This window comes from Saccharopolyspora rosea, assembly GCF_025643595.1.
Lineage (GTDB): Bacteria > Actinomycetota > Actinomycetes > Mycobacteriales > Pseudonocardiaceae > Saccharopolyspora > Saccharopolyspora rosea.
Map to the genome: position 1 here is coordinate 3,348,352 of NZ_CP102826.1, position 17,275 is coordinate 3,365,626.

Here is a 17,275-nt window from a genome sequence, read left to right on the forward strand (position 1 = left end):
GTCACCCCTCCTCCGTCCGCTTGGCCACCAGCGTGAGCACGTCGTACTTGGCCACCGACTCGCCGTCGGCGTTGGTGACGTCGACGTCCCAGCGGACTTCGCCGTGCGCGGCGTTGACGCGCGGGGTGATCTGCTTGGCCGTCATCGTCACGGTGAGCTCGTCGCCGGGATAGGTCGGCGTGAGGAACCGCAGGTTCTCCAGTCCGTAGTTGGCCAGCACCGGGCCCGGGTCCGGGTCGACGAACAGGCCCGCGGCGAAGGACACCACCAGGTAGCCGTGCGCGACGCGCCCGTCGAAGAACGGGTTCGCCCGGGCGGCTTCCTCGTCGGTGTGCGCGTAGAAGGTGTCGCCGGTGAACTCGGCGAAGTGCTCGACGTCCGCCAGGGTCACGGTGCGCGGACCCGCGACCACCGTGTCGCCGATGCGCAGGTCCTCCAGGTACTTGCGGAACGGGTGCTCGTCGGTGACGGTGCGCCGGGAACCCGGCACCCACTGCCCGGTGATCGCGCTGAGCACGTCCGGACCGGCCTGGACCGCGGTGCGCTGCATGTGGTGCAGGACGCCGCGGATGCCGCCCATCTCCTCGCCGCCACCGGCCCGGCCGGGACCTCCGTGCACCAGCGCGGGCAGCGGCGAGCCGTGCCCGGTGGACTCGCCCGCGTTGTCGCTGTTGAGCACCAGCAGGCGGCCGTGGCGCGACGCGGTGCCGAGGACCACCTCGCGCGCGAACGCCGGGTCCGCGGTGACCACGGATCCCGCCAGGCTGCCCTGGCCGCGGCGGGCCAGGTCGATCGCCTGCTCGGTCGTGGTGTAGGGCAGCACGGTGCTGACCGGCCCGAACGCCTCCACCTCGTGGGGCTGCGGGCGGTCCGGATCATCGCAGCGCACCAGCAGCGGCGGCAGGAACGCGCCGCGGTCGGGATCGGCATCGACCAGGTCGAACCGGTCCGGGTCGCCGTGCACCAGCGTGCCGGCCTCCAGCAGGGACTTCAGCGAGCGGCGGACCTCCTCGCGCTGCTCCAGGCTGGCCAACGCGCCCATCCGCACCTCGGACAACGCCGGATTGCCGACGGTGACGCGCTCCAGCCGCCGGACCGCCGCCTCAACCACGTCGTCGACGCGGTGGGCCGGGACCAGTGCGCGGCGGATCGCGGTGCACTTCTGCCCCGCCTTGACGGTCATCTCGGTGACCAGCTGCTTGACGAACAGCTCGAACTCCGCACCGCCGGGTTCGGCGTCCGGGCCGAGGATCGAGCAGTTCAGCGAGTCCGCCTCGACGTTGAACCGCACCGAACCGGCGAGCACCGCCGGGTGCGCGCGCAGCCGGCGACCGGTGGCCGCCGACCCGGTGAACGACACCACGTCCTGGTCGGTGACGTGGTCGAGCAGATCACCCGCGCTGCCGCAGACGAGCTGCAGCGCGCCCTCCGGCAGCAGGCCGGAGCCGATCATCAGCTCCACCAGCCGGTGCGTGAGGTAGGCGGTCTGGCTGGCGGGTTTGACGAGGGTGGGCATCCCGGCCAGGAAGGCCGGCGCGAACTTCTCCAGCGGACCCCACACCGGGAAGTTGAACGCGTTGATCTGCACCGCCACGCCCTGCAACGGGGTGCAGACGTGCTGACCGACGAACGTGCCACCCTTGCCGAGCGGCTCCACCGCGCCGTCGACGTAGACCGTGTCGTTGGGCAGTTCGCGCCGCCCCTTGCTGGAGTACCCGAACAGCACCCCGATGCCGCCGTCGACGTCGAACGCGGAATCGCCCTTCGTGGCCCCGGTGCGCGTCGACAGCGCGTACAGCTCCTCGCGGTGCTCGCGCAGGTGCGACGCGAGCGCCTTGAGCAGCGCCGCGCGCTGGTGGAAGGTCAGTTCCGCCAGCGCCGGACCGCCGCGCGTGCGCCCGTGGTCGAGCGCGGCCGCCATGTCGATCCCCGCCGAGGAGATCCGCGCGACCTCCTCACCGGTCACGGCGTCGTGCAGCGGTGCCCCCTCGTCCGAGGGCACCCGCCACTCACCGCCGACGTAGCTGCGCAGGGCTGCCATGCACCCCGACCTCCTCAGTGGATCTCGGCCGTCGACCCGACCGCGGATCTCGCGACCACGACTCATTTACTGACCGTTCGTTCGGTTACGTTAGCACCGGAACGCGCTGCGGCAACAGAACACGACCAGATGAAAATCTCCCTGGAACGACTCAGAAAACGCCGCCCTGGTACACCCTTGACAGCATCCACCGGCACTGGATTAATTACCGACTGTTCGTTCAGGACGAGGCGGTGGAGCTGTGAACGACACCGGAACCGCAGCGCGGCGGGACCCGGCCAGGGTCATGTTCGACGACGACCGCGCCTCCCGGGCGCTGGGCATCGAACTCCTCGACACCGCGCCCGGAGGCGCCCGCGCCCGGATGCGGATCACCGACGCGATGGTCAACGGGCACGGCATCGCCCACGGCGGCTACATCTTCCTGCTCGCGGACACGGCGTTCGCCTGCGCGTGCAACGGGCACGGGCCGACCACCGTGGCGGCCGGCGCGGACATCACCTTCGTCCGCTCCGCCCGGTGCGGCGACGTGCTCGTCGCCCGCGCCGAGGAACGGGTGCGGTACGGCCGCAGCGGGATCTACGACGTCTCGGTGCACCGCGGCGACGAGCTGATCGCCGAGTTCCGGGGCCACAGCCGCACGCTCAGAAACGCCGAGGGAGCCGACTCATGACAGGCACCGCGCGACCGACGACCCCGCGCCGGTTCGGCACCGCACCGCCGCCCGCCGACCTCGACCCCGCCGAGCGGTTCTCCGCCGACGAACTCGCCGCGGTGCAGCTGGAACGCCTGCGGAGCACGCTGCGCCGCGCCTACGACAACGTCGAGGCGTACCGCCGCCGGTTCGACGAGGCCGGGGTGCACCCGGACGACTGCCGGAGCCTCGCCGACCTCGCGGCGTTCCCGTTCACCACCAAGCGGGACCTGCGCGACAACTACCCGTTCGGGATGTTCGCCGTGCCCTCCGAGCAGGTGCGCCGGCTGCACGCCTCCAGCGGCACCACCGGCAAGCCGACCGTGGTCGGCTACACCGACCACGACCTGCAGGTCTGGGCGCAGGTCGTGGCCCGCTCGATCCGCGCGGCGGGCGGGCGGCCCGGGCACAAGGTGCACGTCTCCTACGGCTACGGGCTGTTCACCGGCGGGCTGGGCGCGCACTACGGCGCGGAACGGCTGGGGTGCACGGTCATCCCGGCCTCCGGTGGCATGACCGCCCGCCAGGTGCAGGTGATCCAGGACCTGCGGCCGGATATCATCATGGTCACGCCGTCCTACATGCTCACCCTCGTCGACGAGTTCGAGCGCCAGGGCATCGACCCGCGCAGCACCTCGCTGCGCATCGGGATCTTCGGCGCCGAGCCGTGGACCGAGGGGATGCGCGCGGAGATCGAGGAACGGCTCGACATCGACGCGGTCGACATCTACGGGCTGTCCGAGGTGATGGGTCCTGGTGTGGCCATGGAGTGCGTCGAGACCAAGGACGGCCCGCACATCTGGGAGGACCACTTCTACCCGGAGATCATCGACCCGATCACCGGCGAGGTGCTGCCCGAGGGCGCCGAGGGCGAGCTGGTGTTCACCTCGCTGACCAAGCAGGCGATGCCGATCATCCGCTACCGCACCCGCGACCTGACCCGGCTGCTGCCGGGCACCGCGCGCCCGATGCGCCGGATGGACCGGATCACCGGCCGCAGCGACGACATGATCGTCCTGCGCGGGGTGAACGTCTATCCCACGCAGATCGAGGAGCTGGTGCTGCGCACCGACGGGATGTCGCCGCACTTCCAGCTGGTGCTCAGCCGCGAGGGGCGGATGGACCGGATGGCGGTGCGCGTCGAAGCCCGCGCCGACTGCCCGGGCGTGCGGCGCGAGCCGGCCGCGGCGGAGCTGACCAGGGCGATCAAGGACGCCGTGGGCGTCACCGCCGAGGTGACCGTGGTGGACCCGGATACCCTGGAACGCTCGGTCGGCAAGCTGCGCCGCATCGTGGACCGGCGCGACCGCTGATCGATCGACTGCGATACTCCGGACCCATGCAGGGCAACGCGGGACGAGGGAATCGCCGAGGCAGGCCGGGTTACGACCTCGGGCGGCTGCTGGACGTCTCGGTGCGGGTGTTCAACGAACGCGGGTACGAGGGCACCAGCATGGAGGACCTCTCGCACCGCCTGGGCATCACCAAGTCCGCGATCTACCACCACGTCTCGGGCAAGGACGAGCTGCTGCGGCTGGGCGTGAACCGGGCGATGGACGCGCTGTTCGCCGTCGTCGAGGAGGAGCCGTCGCGCACCGGCAGCGCCATCGACCGGCTTGAGCACGTCGTGCGCCGCTCGGTCGAGGTCCTGGTCGGTGAGCTGCCGTTCGTCACCCTGCTGCTGCGGGTGCGCGGCAACACCCGCGTGGAGCGCCAGGCGCTGGCCCGGCGCCGGGAATTCGACCGCATCGTCAGCGACCTCGTCGCCCAGGCCGAGGCCGAGGGCAGCATCCGCCCGGACGTCGACCCGGCGCTGACCAGCAGGCTGCTGTTCGGCATGGTGAACTCGATCATCGAGTGGTACCGGCCGACCCGCGGGTTGCGGGCCGAGGAGGTCGCCGACGCGGTCACCAAGATCGCCTTCGACGGACTGCGGGCCGGCCCGCGCTCGGGCCCGGTCGAGAATTCTCACGATTCCGCGTCATCGACGGCGTCCACGTGAGTCCCCCTCGCGTGGGCGGTCTGGAGCGCCCACCCGCGCGCGGAACGCAGAGGGGATTGCGCGCGCGGTAGCGCCGCCGGCCGCACCGGGGATGTGGGATGCGGTCGGCGGCCCCCTTGGTGACCGTTCAACTAACACTGTTAAGGTCGTCGGGCCGCCGCACCACCCCCTCGTGCGGCGAAGGACGCCCAGGGCTTGGACCCCCAGCAAGCCCTGGGCGTCGTCCACTCCGCCGGGAATCTTGACGAAATCGCCGACAACTCGGGCTGTACCGGCGGAATCCTCATCGTGTGGGTGACAAAAGCCCCCTGCGATCTCACCTGCGGCCCGCTTACGCTCCTGCGGTGTGACCGCCGCCGAACAGCGGTCGCACCGGCGGAACACTCTGAAACCTGGGGACGACCACCGCTCGCAGGAGCATCCGACATCACCGGCGACTGGGGTGAGACCCGGTCGGTGCCGAGCACCGACCGGACGAGCCGGTGACCGCGCACCACCTCGCGGCGATCGGCGACGTTCCGCCCGGCGCTCGCAACGCATCGAAACGGGCCGATCTTGGAGGCGATCGTGTCACGTCAGGAACCCATCGCCCGTGCCTTCCTCCGCTACCTCTACGAGGACAACCACTTCCGCCCGGAAGTCGCCGGTTTCTTCGACAGCGCACGGGCTTCCGCGCTGTCCCCGCCTCCGACCTGGGAGGAACTCGGCGAGGTGGTGCGCACGCTGCGCGAGCACGAGCTGATCGCCACCAGCGACGCGGAGTCGCGGGGAGTCCCGACGCGGGCCGGGCTCACCGGCTCCGGGCTGATCTGCGCCGGACACCACGGAGGCGACGTCAACGCCTGGGCGCGCAGCTCCCGGGCGGTCGCGGTGCTCGACGACCCGGAGGTGCCCGCACAGACCGGCGCCGAGCCGGTGATCGCCGACACGCCGAGTTTCGCCGGACTCGCCCGGGTGGCGCGCGTCGTGCTGCTCACCCTTCCCACGGTGCACGCCCGTTACGGCGAGACCGTCGAGATCGAACGGACCGCGCAGGAGCTGTGCGAGGCGACCCAGCAGGAGCGGCCGGATCCGCGCCGGGTCCGACTGCTCGCCCGGGGACTGCGCGCCACGCTGACCACGGGCACGGTGGCCAACACCCTCGGCGTCGTCCTGCTCGACGGGCTGGACGAGGCGATGCAGGAGGCCGGCGTGACCTGATGTCCACTGTGGACCACGTGACCGGGTTCACCGTGACGACGTCCCTGCGCACGACCCCGCACCCGGTGTGCTGAGATTCGGCTATGCACACCGGGACCGGGCTGAGGATCCACCGCGAGCTCGACGCCGCGGGCATCCGGCGCCCGGACCTGCGCAGCGCGTACCGGATGTGCCGCGAGCTCAACGCCGCGCACGGGCGCACCTACTTCCTGGCGACCCGCCTGCTGACCCCGGCGCAGCGGCCCGCGGTGCACGCCCTGTACGGCTTCGCGCGGTGGGTCGACGACATCGTGGACGACTGGTCCACCGCAGACAAGCAGGAGGCGCTGGAGCGGCTCGACCAGCGACTGCGGACCGCGCTGGCGACCGGGCACAGCGACCACCCGATCCTGGCCGCGCTGGTCGACACCGTCACCCGGCACGGCCTCGACCACCGGTTGTTCGGCGACTTCATGACGTCGATGCGGATGGACCTCAGCGTGCGCGACTACCCCACGCGCGCGTCGCTGGACCGCTACGTCCACGGATCTGCCGCCGTGATCGGGCTGCAAGTGCTGCCGGTCCTCGGCACGGTCGGCCCGGCGACCGAGGCCGCTCCGTACGCGGCGGCGCTGGGCTGCGCGTTCCAGCTGACCAACTTCCTGCGCGACGTCGGCGAGGACCTCGACCGCGACCGCGTGTACCTGCCCGCCGACGAACTCGCCGTGTTCGGGGTGGACCGCGACCGGCTGGCCTGGTGCCGTCGCACCGGCCGTGCCGACCACCGCGTGCGCAGCGCGCTGGCCGACCAGGTTTCCCGCACGCGCGCGGTGTACCGCGAGGCCGAACCGGGCATCGCACTGCTGTCCCCGGTGTCGCGTCCGTGCGTGGCGACCGCCCGCACGCTCTACGGGGAGATCCTCGACCGGATCGTCGAGTCCGGCTACGACGTCTTCCGCCGCCGGGTCGCGGTTCCCGGTGCGCGACGGGTGGGCGTGGCCGCCGCCGCGCTCGGCTCCGCCCTCGCCGCCCGGGTCCGCCATGGCGCACGCCACTCGGGCGTGTGACCCCGGTACCGACCGGGTATGCGATGTGCGGGACCGCAGGAGTGGTCCGCAGGCCGACGCACAGGGTGCGGTGGGGAGCTGGGAAAGCAGATGGGCAGCCGGAAACCGTCCTCGCGCTGGCACGAGGTCAGCGCTACCGCCGAGGTGATCGCCCAGGCCGGGCGGCGGCTGGAGCGCAGCTCGGCACGACTGACGACTGCTCCGGAGGAACTGGCGGCGGCGCGGGACGCGCTGCTCGTGGTGACCGCCGCCGGTGCGCGGCTGGCCCGGCAGCTGGACATGCTCTCCAACGAGTACGACGCGCCCGGCCTCGTCGAACCGTCCGCGGTGCACATCGCGCTGGACCAGGCGGCCGCGGCTGCCGAGGACCTCGGCAACTGCACGAAGGTCGCCGCGCAGGCCATCGAGGACGGTGCCTGACCCGCGCGGCGACCTCCGGAGTTCTCACGGCGCCTGGACCACGCCCGAACCCACGTCGGTCGACAGCAGCGGCAGCCGCCGGGCGGTCGCGCTCAGCCGCGCCCACAGGTCCCAGGAGCGGACCTGGAACTGCTGGGCGTACAGCGCCGCGACGCCGGAGACGTGCGGCGTGGCCATGCTCGTGCCGCTGAGCTTGCGGTAGCGCTCCGGGCCGGGCCAGCTCGAGTACACGTCCACGCCGGGTCCGACCACGTCGACCTGCCCGATCTGGTCGACCGTGCCGCTGGAGAAGTCGGCGACCTGCAGCTGCGAGTCGACCGCCCCGACGGCCATGATCGACGGACAGTTCGCCGGGTGCCCGACGGGTGCGACCACCCCGGCCGAGCGCTGGCTCTCGTTGCCCGACGCCGCGATGATCAGCGTGCCGCGCTGCATGGCGCGCTGCGCGACCCGCTCGAAGGCGTCGGAGAACGGCTGGCCCGGCTGGGTCGGGGCGCCGAGCGACATCGACACCACCGAGCAACCGTTGGCGATCGCCCACTGGATGCCGGACAGGATGCCGCTGTCCGATCCGGACCCGTCGTCCCCGAGCACCTTGCCCGAGTAGATGCTGGCCTGCGAGGCGATTCCGTAGCCCGGTCCGGCCTGCGAGGTGCGGGGGCCGCACGACGTGCCGGTCACGTGCGTGCCGTGGCCGTGGCCGTCGTGGAACTGGCCCGGCACGAACGTCCCCGTGACGATGTCCCGCCCGGCGAAGTCCGGGTGCTGCACGTCCAGGCCGGTGTCGAGCACGGCGACCCGGACTCCCTGCCCGGTGGGCGCGCTGCGATCGGCGCGCACCGCCTGCAGACCCCAGGTGAACTCGCCGTCGGCCGCGGCGGGCTCGCCGATGGCGAAGACGGTGCGTTCCTGCTCGAACGCGGCGATCGGACCGGACTGCCCGACGGCCTGCTGCAACGCGGTCACCTGGTCCGGTCCGGCGGTGACCAGCGCGACGCCGAGCTCGTGGAGCACGACCCCGTCGGCCGCGCCGAACATCTCGGCTGGGGAGGCACCCGCGGCGTCCGCGGTGCTGGCGCAGCGGATGCCCGCGATGCGCGTCAGCTCGCGGGATCCGATGATCGTCGCATTGTCCTCCAGCAGAACCAGGTAACGTCCGGTTGCCTCGGTGGAAGTCATGATTCGGGCTCCTCGGCACGGTTTCGGCGGGCGGGTGCCCCACCGACCACAGGTGTATCTCGCGTTACACTCCGTGACAAGCACCCGGACGGGTAAGTCGCGGTGTCTTCCGTGGCGTTCCGTCCGGGTTCCATCCGGGATTTCCTGCGACACAACACTTTCGAGGTACCGCTGCGGAGCGAGATGGCCGGTGCTGCGGCAAGCCGCCGCGCCGATGGCGCACACTGGTCGTAATCACCGCGACGAGTCGACGACGGAGTGGCCGTGCAGTCTTCCCACCACCAGACGGTTCTGGTCACCGGCGCGACCGGCGGCCTGGGGCGCGCGCTCGCGCACCGCCTCGCCGAGTCCGGCGCGCACGTCCTGCTGCACGGGCGCAGCGCGCCGCATCTTGAGGCCCTGCGGGACGAGATCGCCGCGGCGACCGGGTCGGACCGGCTGGACCCGTTCGTCGCCGACCTCGCCGAACTGCGGCAGGTGGAGGGCCTGGCCGACGAGGTCCGGCGGCACTGCGAGCGGCTCGACGTGCTGGTCAACAACGCCGGGATCGGGTCGGGGCCGCCCGGTGGGGAGCGGGAGGAGAGCGCGGACGGCATCGAGCTGCGGTTCGCGGTCAACTACCTGGCGGGCTACCGCCTGACCCGGCTGCTGCGGTCGCTGCTGATCTCCTCCGCGCCGTCCCGGGTGGTCAACGTGGCCTCGGCGGGGCAGCACCCGATCAACTTCGACGACCCGATGGTGCACGACCACTACCTGGGCATGCGCGCGTACGCGCAGTCCAAGCTCGCCCAGGTGATGTTCACCATCGACCTCGCCGAGGAACTCCGGGACCATGGCGTCACGGTGAACGCGGTGCACCCCGCGACCTACATGAACACCGCGATGGTGCGGGAGGCGGGCGTGACACCGGTGAGCACCGTCGAGGAAGGGGTCGCGGCGCTGCTGCGGTTGATCACCGACCCGGCCCTGGCGGAGGTGACCGGGCGGTACTTCCACGGCCGCCGCGAGTCGCGTGCGCTGGACCAGGCGTACGACCCGCAGGCCCGCGCCCGGTTGCGGGAGCTGTCCGACAAGCTCATCGAGCAGGCGCGCGGCTGAGAGGAGGCTTCGGTGGACGGGTACCGCAGGATCGTCGTCGGGGTCGACGGCTCGGCACCGTCGAAGTGCGCACTGCGCTGGGCGGCCCGGCAGGCTGCGCTGGTCGGGGCCGTCGTGCAGGCCGTGGTCGCCTGGGAGTTCCCCGCCTTCTACAGCTGGGAGGGCGGTCCGATGCCGCCCGACGAGTTCGAGGAGTCGGCGCGCAAGAGCCTGGACGACACCGTCGACGAGATCGAGCGAGACGACGGGCTCCCGCCGGTGACCATCGAACGGCAGCTCACCCACGGGCACGCGGCGCAGGCGCTCCTGGACGCCTCGGAAGGAGCCGAGCTGCTCGTGGTCGGCAGTCGCGGCCACGGCAGCTTCTACGGGGCGCTGCTGGGGTCGGTGAGCCAGCGCTGCGCCGCGCACGCCACGTGCCCGGTGGTCATCGTGCGCGGCTGATCGCCACTGCCGGCCGGGGTCAGGTCCACCATGCCTCGACCAGGTCGCGCGCGGCGCGGGACAGCACGTCGTAGGCGTCCTCCGCGCTCAGCCGCCGCTTGTCCAGCAGCACCTCGGCCGCCCGGCAGATCGCGTCGTTGGTGCGCAGCGGCCCGGTGACGACGACGTCGGCGAGGTCCTCGGCGGTGACCGCCTCGGTGGCGCTCAGCGCGGTCACCGCGAAGGAACCGAGCACCAGCAGCACGTCCGGATCGGCCGCGGCCAGGCCGCGGGGTTCGGTCGTGTACGCGGTGAGAGCACCGCGCCGGCGGCCCGGTGGGAACAGCCCCGCCGCGAGGACGCCGCGCACGCCGTGGGCGACCGCGAGCGGGGAGAACTCCGGCCACTGCTGGTCCTTGGTGAGGTCGGGACTGCCGGCCATGCCGGTGCCCGACGGCGAAGTCGCCCGGCGCAGCGGCCCGTCCGCGCAGCCCTGCTGGATCCGGTCGAGGGTCGCCGCTCGGGGGTCGGTGGCCGCCGGGGTGTGCAGCGTCCCGTCCGGGCCGCGCAGCGTCACCGCGGCGAAGGCCGCGCCGGTGACCACGTCGGTCGTGGCGGCCGCGACGCGGTCCAGCAGGTCGGCGACGGTGCGGCCCACGAACAGGTCGCGGGCCACGTCGGCGAAGTCGCGGGCCAGCGGCGACCAGATCCGGCTGCGGTCATCGGCCACCCGCGAGGTGTCACGCGTGGTGCGGTCGCCGAAGTGCTGGACGAACCACTCCCGGTCCTGCTCCCACATCCGGTCTGCGGCCATGGGTCCCTCCCGGTCCTGGAGGTACCCGGTGGTCGCGGCCGACCAACCCGGTGCTCAGCCGCCGAGGCGTTCGGAGAACGCCGCTGCGCCGTGCCGGACGAGGTCGGCCAGGTCCCGTTCGACGTCGTCGTTCCAGCGCAAGATCGGCACCGAGATGCTCAGCGCGGCGACGACGGCGCCGGTGTGGTCGCGCACCGGGGCCGCCACGCAGGCGACCGCCTCGTTGGATTCGCAGTACTCGCGGGCCACTCCGTCCCGGGCGATCCGGTCGAGCTCGCGCCGCAGCGCGCGCCGGTTGGTGGTGCTGTTCGCGGTCATCGCGGTGAGCCGGCGGTCGGCGTAGAGCGCGTCGAGCTCGGCGCGCGGCAGCGCCGCCAGCAGGACCTTGCCGACCGCCGTGCAGTGCGCGGGCAGGCGGGCGCCGACGGCCGAGACCATCCGCACCGGGTGGCTGCTGTCCACCTTGGCCACGTACAGGACCTCGGTGCCGTCGCGGACGCCGACGTGCACCGTCTCCCGGCAGCGTGCGGCGATCTGCTCGGCCACGTGCCGGCCCTCGCGGGCGACGTCGAGGCGGTCGGCGTAGGCCGCGCCGAGCTGGAAGCTGCGCACGCCGAGGCGGAACCGGCCGCGGTCGGCGGACATCAGGTAGCCGCGTTCGGCGAGGGTGCCGACGAGTTCGTGCACCGTGGTGCGGGGCAGACCGAGCTTCGCGGTGATCTCCGGCGCGCTGAGCTCGTCGGCGTCCAGGAACAGCTCCAGGACGTCGAAGGCCCGTTCCACGGCAGGTACCGCTCGTGCCACCGCCAGTGCTCCTCCCCCGTCGCGCACCGCCGAACCGGTTCAAGCGCCTCATCGTAGCCGACCCCGTCCGGACCGATCCCGGCGGTAGTGTCCACTGTGGATTGCGTTGACGAGTGCGCGGTGGCTGCCCGACAGTGGTCGGCGCAGCGGTGACGGCGGCAGGAGTCGACATGGCAGTGCCCACCGGAGTTCCCGACGTGTTCGACCCGCGCAGGTACGCCGCCGGGGTGCCGCACGCCGACTTCGCCTGGCTGCGCGAGCACGCGCCGGTGAGCTGGCAGGCCGAGCACGCGGTCGGCGACTGGCCCGCCGGACCCGGGTTCTGGGCCGTCACCCGCTACGCCGACGTGGTCGCGGTGCTCAAGGACCCGGGGGCGTTCTCCTCGTGGCTGGGAGCCACCCAGATCCGCGACCCCGCGCCGGAGGACCTGCCGTTCGTGCGCCGGATGATGCTCAACCTCGACCCGCCCGAGCACGGCAAGCTGCGCCGCATCGTCAGCCGCGCGTTCACCCCGCGCCGCGTCGAGCGGTTCCGCGCCGAGGTCGCCGCCCGGGCGCGGCGGCTGGTCGACGACGTGGTCGACCGCGGCGAGTGCGATCTGGTCGAGATCACCGACGACTACCCGCTGCGCAACCTCGCCGACCTGCTCGGGGTTCCCGAGTCCGACCGCGGGATGCTGCTCGGGTGGACCAACCAAATCATCGGCTACCAGGATCCCGAGCACGCCGAGGTGGTCCGCGACGCGGGCGGGCGTCCGGTCAACCCGCGCTCCCCCGCACTGCTGGCCGACATGTTCGGCTACGCCCGGCAGCTGGCCGAGCACAAGCGGCGGGTGCCCGCCGACGACGTGATGACGGCGTTGGCGACCGCCGAGGTCGACGGACGGGTGCTCACCGACGCCGAACTGGGGATGTCCTTCTTCCTGCTCTCGGTGGCGGGCAACGACACGGTGCGCAGCGCCGTGCCCGGCGGAATGCTCGCGTTCGCCCGCCATCCCGCGCAGCACCGGCTGCTGCTGCGCAACCCGGACCTGCTGGACCGCGCGGTCGAGGAGACGCTGCGGTACCACCCGCCGGTGCTCAGCTTCCGCCGCACCGCGAGGCGGGACGCCGAGCTGGGCGGAGCGCGGATCCGCGCCGGGGACAAGGTCGTGGTCTTCCACTGCTCGGCGCACTTCGACGAGCGGCGGTTCGACGCACCGCACCGGTTCGACATCCGGCGCAACCCCAACCCGCACCTCGCGTTCGGCGACGGCCCGCACGTCTGCCTGGGCGCGCACTTCGCGCGGTTGCAGTTGCGCGCCTTCTACGCCGAGGCGCTGTGGCGGATGCGCGAGCTGCGGGTGACCGGTCCGGTGCGGCACCTGGTGTCGAACTTCATCAACGGCGTCAAGCACCTGCCGATCGCGTCGGTCCCCGGCTGACCTGGTCCGTCTTCCTTATCCTCGGCCGATGGACGCGAGTGCGGTGGCGCTGCGCTCCGGGGCGGGGCGCTGGATCCTGACCGCCACGATCCTCGGTTCCGGGGTGGCGTTCCTGGACGGGTCGGTGGTCAACGTCGCGCTGCCCGCGATCGGCCGGGACGTCGGCGGCGACCTCGCCGTGCTGCAGTGGGTCCTGGACGCCTACCTGTTGACGCTCAGCTCCCTGCTGCTGCTCGGCGGGGCGCTCGGCGACCGCTACGGGCGGCGCCGGGTGTTCGTCGCCGGGATCGTGCTGTTCACGCTGGCCTCGGTGGGGTGCGGGCTGGCGGCGAGCGGTGGCGTGCTGATCCTGGCGCGGCTGGTGCAGGGCATCGGCGGCGCGCTGCTGGTGCCCGGCAGCCTCGCGCTCATCAACGCCTCGATCGCCCACGACGACCGCGGTGCGGCGGTGGGCAGGTGGGCCGGGCTGACCGGGGTGGCCTCGGCGGTCGGGCCGTTCGTCGGCGGGTGGCTGGTGGACGCCGCGTCGTGGCGCTGGGTGTTCCTGATCAACCTGCCGATCGCGGCGGCCGCCCTGGTGGCCGTGCGGCGGGTCCCGGAGAGCCGCGATCCGACGGCCACCGGACCGCCGGACCTGCCCGGGGCCGCGACCGCGACCGCCGGGCTGGCCGGGACGGTGTTCGCGCTGATCCAGGTGCCCGCCGCGGGCTGGTCGCCGCTCAACGCCACCGCCCTGGTGGTCGGCGCGGCGGCGCTGGTGGCGTTCCCGCTCGTGGAGAGCCGGCGCGCCGAGCCGCTGCTGCCGCTGTCGCTGTTCCGCTCGCGGCAGTTCACCGGCGCGAACCTGACGACGTTCACCGTGTACGCGGCATTGGGGGGCGCGTTGTTCCTGCTGTCGTTGCAGCTGCAGCAGTCGCTCGGCTACCGCGCGGTGGAGGCCGGGGTGGCGACGCTGCCGATCACGGTGCTCATGCTGCTGCTGTCCGGGCGCATGGGGGCGCTGGCGCAGCGGACCGGCCCGCGGCTTCCGATGACCGTCGGCCCGTTCTGCTGCGCCGCCGGGCTCGCCCTGCTGACCCGGGCCGTGCCCGGCAGCAGCTACGTCACCGGGGTGCTGCCGGGAGTCGCGGTGTTCGGCCTGGGCCTGTCGATCACCGTGGCACCGCTGACGTCCGCGGTGCTGGCGTCCGTCGCCCCGGAGCACGGCGGGGTGGCGTCGGGCGTGAACAACGCGATCTCCCGGCTGGCGGGGCTGGTGGCGGTGGCGGTGCTACCGCTGATCGCGGGCCTGTCGCACATCGGCGCGGGTGCCGCGCTCGGTCCCGGCTTCGCGACGGCGATGCTGGTGTCCGCCGTGGTGTGCGCGTTCGGGGGTGTGCTGGCGTGGTCGACGATCGACCGGGCCACCGCGGTGCGCCCCCTGCCGCTGCCCGGGGTGAACCACGCCTGCCAGGACCCGTGCACCAGCCGGTCGCGGTGAGGGGCGGCGGGCCCCTCACCGCGAGCGGTCAACGCGGGTCGCCGCCGACGCGTCGGAACGGCCACTGGTGCACCGGGCGCCGCAGCAGCTCGGCGGGCGGTTCCGGCAGCGAGACGGGCGGGCCGTGGAAGGAGGCGATCACCACGGCGCGGTCCTCGGTGGAGCGGTAGACGTCCACCGCGCGCAACGCCGACTGCTCGCGCAGGAACGGCAGCGCCGTGGCGTCGATCCAGTCGAGCAGCTCGGCCAGCCGCCCGTCGGCGGCCCGCACCTCCCACATCAGCGTGTCGTTGCCGTCCATCAGGCTCCCTCGCGGATCAGCGGTGGAACGGTGGGCACCTGGGGCGCGGCGTCGATGTCGGCCTGGGTCATCCGGAACGCCTCGGGGTAGGCGTCGCGGCTGGTGCGCCGTTCCGGTTCGGTGCTGCGCCAGGTGTACAGGCAGCGGGCGCACTGGTACACCTCCCACACTCCGGCCACCGGCGACACCGCCAGCGTCGTCACGTCCTCCCACGCGCAGCGCGGACAGATCATCACGGCACTCCTCACTTCCGCATCATCTGCTGCAGCTTGCCGATCCAGTGCGCGGTCTCGGGCAGGTCCCGGACCGGCTGGCTGTAATGGCCCCGGGCGTCGGGGGCGACCGGGGTCGTGGCGTCGATGACGAGCTTGTTGCTGATCCCCGGGGGCTGCGAACCGGGGTCGAGCTCCAGCACCGACATGTTGGGCAGGTTCACCAGGTCCCCGTCCGGGTTGACCTTGGTCGACAGCGCCCACATCACCTGCGGCAGGTTGAACGGGTCGACGTCCTCGTCGACGACGATGACCATCTTGCAGTAGCCGAGGCCGTGCGGGGTGGTCATGGTCCGCAGGCCGACCGCCTTGGCGAAGCCGCCGTAGCGCTTCTTGGTGGACACGATCGCAAGCAGCCCGTGGGTGTACATCGCGTTGACCGCCTGCACTTCCGGGAACTCGGCCTTGAGCTGCTGGTAGAGCGGCACGCAGGTGGCGGGACCGATGAGGTAGTCGATCTCGGTCCAGGGCATGCCCAGGTACAGCGACTCGAAGATCGGGTCGGTGCGGTGGTGGATCCGGTCGATGCGCACCACGGTCATGTTCCGGCCGCCCGAGTAGTGGCCGGTGAACTCGCCGAACGGTCCCTCGATCTCCCGCTTGCGGCCCTCGATGACGCCTTCGAGCACCACTTCGCTCCCCCACGGCACGTCCAGCCCGGTCAGCGGGGCGGTGGCGATCGGCGCGGGTGCGCCGCGCAGCGCGCCGGCCATCTCGTACTCGGACTGCTCGTAGCCCAGCGGGGTCCCGGCGACAACGGTCATCACCGGGTCGTTGCCCAGCGTGATGGCCACCGGCAGGTCTTCGCCGCGCTGCTCGGCCTTGCCCAGGTGCAGGGCGATGTCGTGCATCGGCACCGGCTGCATGCCCAGCTTGTTGCGGCCCTTGACCTCCAGGCGGTAGGTGCCGACGTTCTGCTTGTCGAAGTTGTCGGGGTCCTCCGGGTCCCGGGAGACCACCGCGGCCTTGTCGAGGTAGAAGCCGCCGTCCCCGTCGTTGAGCCGGAACAGCGGCAGCACCCGGAACAGGTCCACGTCGTCGCCTTCGAGGCTGTTGTCCGCCCACGGCGGGTTCTCCCGGCGCTCGGGTGCGACCGGGAAGTCCTCCCAGCGGCGGATGAACTCGTCGACCTGCTCCTTGGTCGTCGAGTCGGCGGGCATGCCCATCGCGATGGCGTGGTTGCTCCACGAGCCGTGCGCGTTGAGCGCGATCCGCGCGTCGGTGAAGCCGGTGACGTTGTCGAAGTACAGCGCCGGGGCGCCCTCGCCCAGCCGCGACACCGCGTTCGCCGCCGCCCCGAGGTCGGGTTCGGGGGCCACCTCCTCGGTGATCCGCAGCAGCTGGCCCTCCTCGTCGAGGGCTTGCAGGTACGACCGCAGGTCGTCGTAGGCCACCTCGTCCTCCTTGTTCTCAGCGGTTCTCGTCCCGGCGGTGCGGCAGGCCGGTCCACCGGCGGGCCGCGGGCGCGGGCAGGTCGAACTGGTCCAGCACCCGGGTGACCACGTGGTCGACGATGTCGTCGACGGACTCCGGGTGGTTGTAGAAGGCGGGCATCGGCGGCACCATCACCGCCCCCATCCGGGACAGCGCCAGCATGTTCTCCAGGTGGATCTCGCTCAACGGCGTCTCGCGGGGCACCAGCACCAACCGGCGGCGCTCCTTGAGGACCACGTCCGCCGCACGCCCCACCAACCCGTCGGCGTACCCCGCCCGGATTCCCGCCAACGTCTTCATGCTGCACGGCGCGATCACCATGCCGTCCGTGCGGAAGGATCCGGACGAGATCGACGCCGCCTGGTCGCCGGAGCCGTGCACGACGTCGGCCAGCTTCGCGACCTCGCGCGCGCTGTAGCCGGTCTCCAGCTCGATCGTCGTGCGCGCCCACCGGCTCATCACCAGGTGGGTCTCCACGTCCGGCAGGCGCCCCAGCGCCTCCAGCAACCGCACGCCGAACGGTGCCCCGGTGGCCCCGGTCATCCCGACGATCAAACGCATGACCCCTCCGCAAAATCGTTCGTATACGAACGTTTGATTCCACGCTAGCACGTCGACGCGCTGCGCTGCACTACGATGCGTG

General features: G+C 72.3%; 18 protein-coding genes. 10 read left to right on the plus strand and 8 right to left on the minus strand.

What is annotated here, in order from left to right; genetic code table 11:
• Window position 1: 1 nt before the first annotated feature.
• A complete protein-coding gene (gene paaZ, locus NV263_RS15575; protein WP_263246992.1) occupies window positions 2–2,041 on the minus strand; it encodes a phenylacetic acid degradation bifunctional protein PaaZ in 2,040 nt (679 codons plus the stop codon).
• A 286-nt stretch (window positions 2,042–2,327) separates the two neighbouring features.
• Between paaZ and paaI the strand changes: the two genes are divergently transcribed.
• The 6 genes from paaI (at window position 2,328) to NV263_RS15605 (ending at window position 7,403) form a co-directional block, all read left to right on the plus strand.
• Window positions 2,328–2,714: a hydroxyphenylacetyl-CoA thioesterase PaaI gene (gene paaI / locus NV263_RS15580; protein WP_263254213.1), complete on the plus strand. Its 387-nt coding sequence runs from the start codon at window positions 2,328–2,330 to the stop codon at window positions 2,712–2,714.
• Window positions 2,711–4,048 (plus strand): phenylacetate--CoA ligase PaaK, encoded by a 1,338-nt coding sequence (paaK, locus tag NV263_RS15585; protein ID WP_263246993.1) that lies wholly within the window; start codon window positions 2,711–2,713, stop codon window positions 4,046–4,048. The genes paaI and paaK overlap by 4 nt, the downstream gene beginning before the upstream one ends.
• A gap of 26 nt (window positions 4,049–4,074) precedes the next feature.
• Window positions 4,075–4,737 (plus strand): TetR/AcrR family transcriptional regulator, encoded by a 663-nt coding sequence (locus tag NV263_RS15590; protein WP_263246994.1) that lies wholly within the window; start codon window positions 4,075–4,077, stop codon window positions 4,735–4,737.
• 567 nt (window positions 4,738–5,304) lie between these two features.
• On the plus strand, window positions 5,305–5,937 hold the full coding sequence (locus tag NV263_RS15595) for a hypothetical protein (protein WP_263246995.1): 633 nt from the start codon (window positions 5,305–5,307) through the stop codon (window positions 5,935–5,937).
• Window positions 5,938–6,020: 83 nt separating this feature from the next.
• Window positions 6,021–6,983, plus strand: a complete 963-nt coding sequence (locus tag NV263_RS15600; RefSeq protein ID WP_263246996.1) for a phytoene/squalene synthase family protein — start codon at window positions 6,021–6,023, stop codon at window positions 6,981–6,983.
• A 90-nt stretch (window positions 6,984–7,073) separates the two neighbouring features.
• Complete coding sequence (locus tag NV263_RS15605) at window positions 7,074–7,403, plus strand: hypothetical protein (RefSeq protein ID WP_263246997.1); 330 nt, start codon at window positions 7,074–7,076, stop codon at window positions 7,401–7,403.
• A 24-nt stretch (window positions 7,404–7,427) separates the two neighbouring features.
• Here the strand turns inward: NV263_RS15605 and NV263_RS15610 are convergent, their stop codons facing one another.
• Window positions 7,428–8,582, minus strand: a complete 1,155-nt coding sequence (locus NV263_RS15610; RefSeq protein ID WP_263246998.1) for a S8 family serine peptidase — start codon at window positions 8,580–8,582, stop codon at window positions 7,428–7,430.
• A 264-nt stretch (window positions 8,583–8,846) separates the two neighbouring features.
• On the opposite strand from NV263_RS15610, the gene NV263_RS15615 reads away from it, so the two are divergent.
• Window positions 8,847–9,680 (plus strand): SDR family NAD(P)-dependent oxidoreductase, encoded by an 834-nt coding sequence (locus NV263_RS15615; protein ID WP_263246999.1) that lies wholly within the window; start codon window positions 8,847–8,849, stop codon window positions 9,678–9,680.
• A gap of 12 nt (window positions 9,681–9,692) precedes the next feature.
• Window positions 9,693–10,124: a universal stress protein gene (locus NV263_RS15620; protein ID WP_263247000.1), complete on the plus strand. Its 432-nt coding sequence runs from the start codon at window positions 9,693–9,695 to the stop codon at window positions 10,122–10,124.
• A gap of 19 nt (window positions 10,125–10,143) precedes the next feature.
• Here the strand turns inward: NV263_RS15620 and NV263_RS15625 are convergent, their stop codons facing one another.
• Both NV263_RS15625 and NV263_RS15630 read right to left on the minus strand, forming a co-directional pair.
• Complete coding sequence (locus NV263_RS15625) at window positions 10,144–10,917, minus strand: GAF domain-containing protein (RefSeq protein WP_263247001.1); 774 nt, start codon at window positions 10,915–10,917, stop codon at window positions 10,144–10,146.
• Between the two features lie 54 nt (window positions 10,918–10,971).
• Window positions 10,972–11,721 (minus strand): IclR family transcriptional regulator, encoded by a 750-nt coding sequence (locus NV263_RS15630; protein ID WP_263247002.1) that lies wholly within the window; start codon window positions 11,719–11,721, stop codon window positions 10,972–10,974.
• Window positions 11,722–11,891: 170 nt separating this feature from the next.
• Between NV263_RS15630 and NV263_RS15635 the strand changes: the two genes are divergently transcribed.
• Window positions 11,892–13,145 carry a cytochrome P450 gene (locus tag NV263_RS15635; protein ID WP_263247003.1) on the plus strand — a complete coding sequence of 418 codons (1,254 nt, stop codon included), beginning with the start codon at window positions 11,892–11,894 and terminating at the stop codon, window positions 13,143–13,145.
• Between the two features lie 28 nt (window positions 13,146–13,173).
• Window positions 13,174–14,625: an MFS transporter gene (locus NV263_RS15640; protein WP_263247004.1), complete on the plus strand. Its 1,452-nt coding sequence runs from the start codon at window positions 13,174–13,176 to the stop codon at window positions 14,623–14,625.
• Between the two features lie 28 nt (window positions 14,626–14,653).
• Here NV263_RS15640 and NV263_RS15645 read toward each other — a convergent pair whose 3' ends face one another.
• From NV263_RS15645 to NV263_RS15660, 4 genes are read right to left on the minus strand one after another with little or no spacing between them, the layout of a single operon-like run.
• On the minus strand, window positions 14,654–14,926 hold the full coding sequence (locus NV263_RS15645) for a hypothetical protein (RefSeq protein WP_263247005.1): 273 nt from the start codon (window positions 14,924–14,926) through the stop codon (window positions 14,654–14,656).
• Entirely contained in the window at window positions 14,926–15,159 is a 234-nt protein-coding gene (locus NV263_RS15650) for a non-oxidative hydroxyarylic acid decarboxylases subunit D (RefSeq protein WP_263247006.1), read from the minus strand. The genes NV263_RS15645 and NV263_RS15650 overlap by 1 nt, the downstream gene beginning before the upstream one ends.
• Before the next feature lie 11 nt (window positions 15,160–15,170).
• Window positions 15,171–16,592, minus strand: coding sequence for a non-oxidative hydroxyarylic acid decarboxylases subunit C (locus NV263_RS15655; protein ID WP_263247007.1), 1,422 nt, complete (start codon window positions 16,590–16,592; stop codon window positions 15,171–15,173).
• 16 nt (window positions 16,593–16,608) lie between these two features.
• The gene (locus NV263_RS15660) at window positions 16,609–17,193 is read right to left on the minus strand and encodes a non-oxidative hydroxyarylic acid decarboxylases subunit B (RefSeq protein WP_263247008.1); all 585 of its coding nucleotides are present in this window, start codon (window positions 17,191–17,193) and stop codon (window positions 16,609–16,611) included.
• Between the last annotated feature and the right edge of the window lie 82 nt (window positions 17,194–17,275).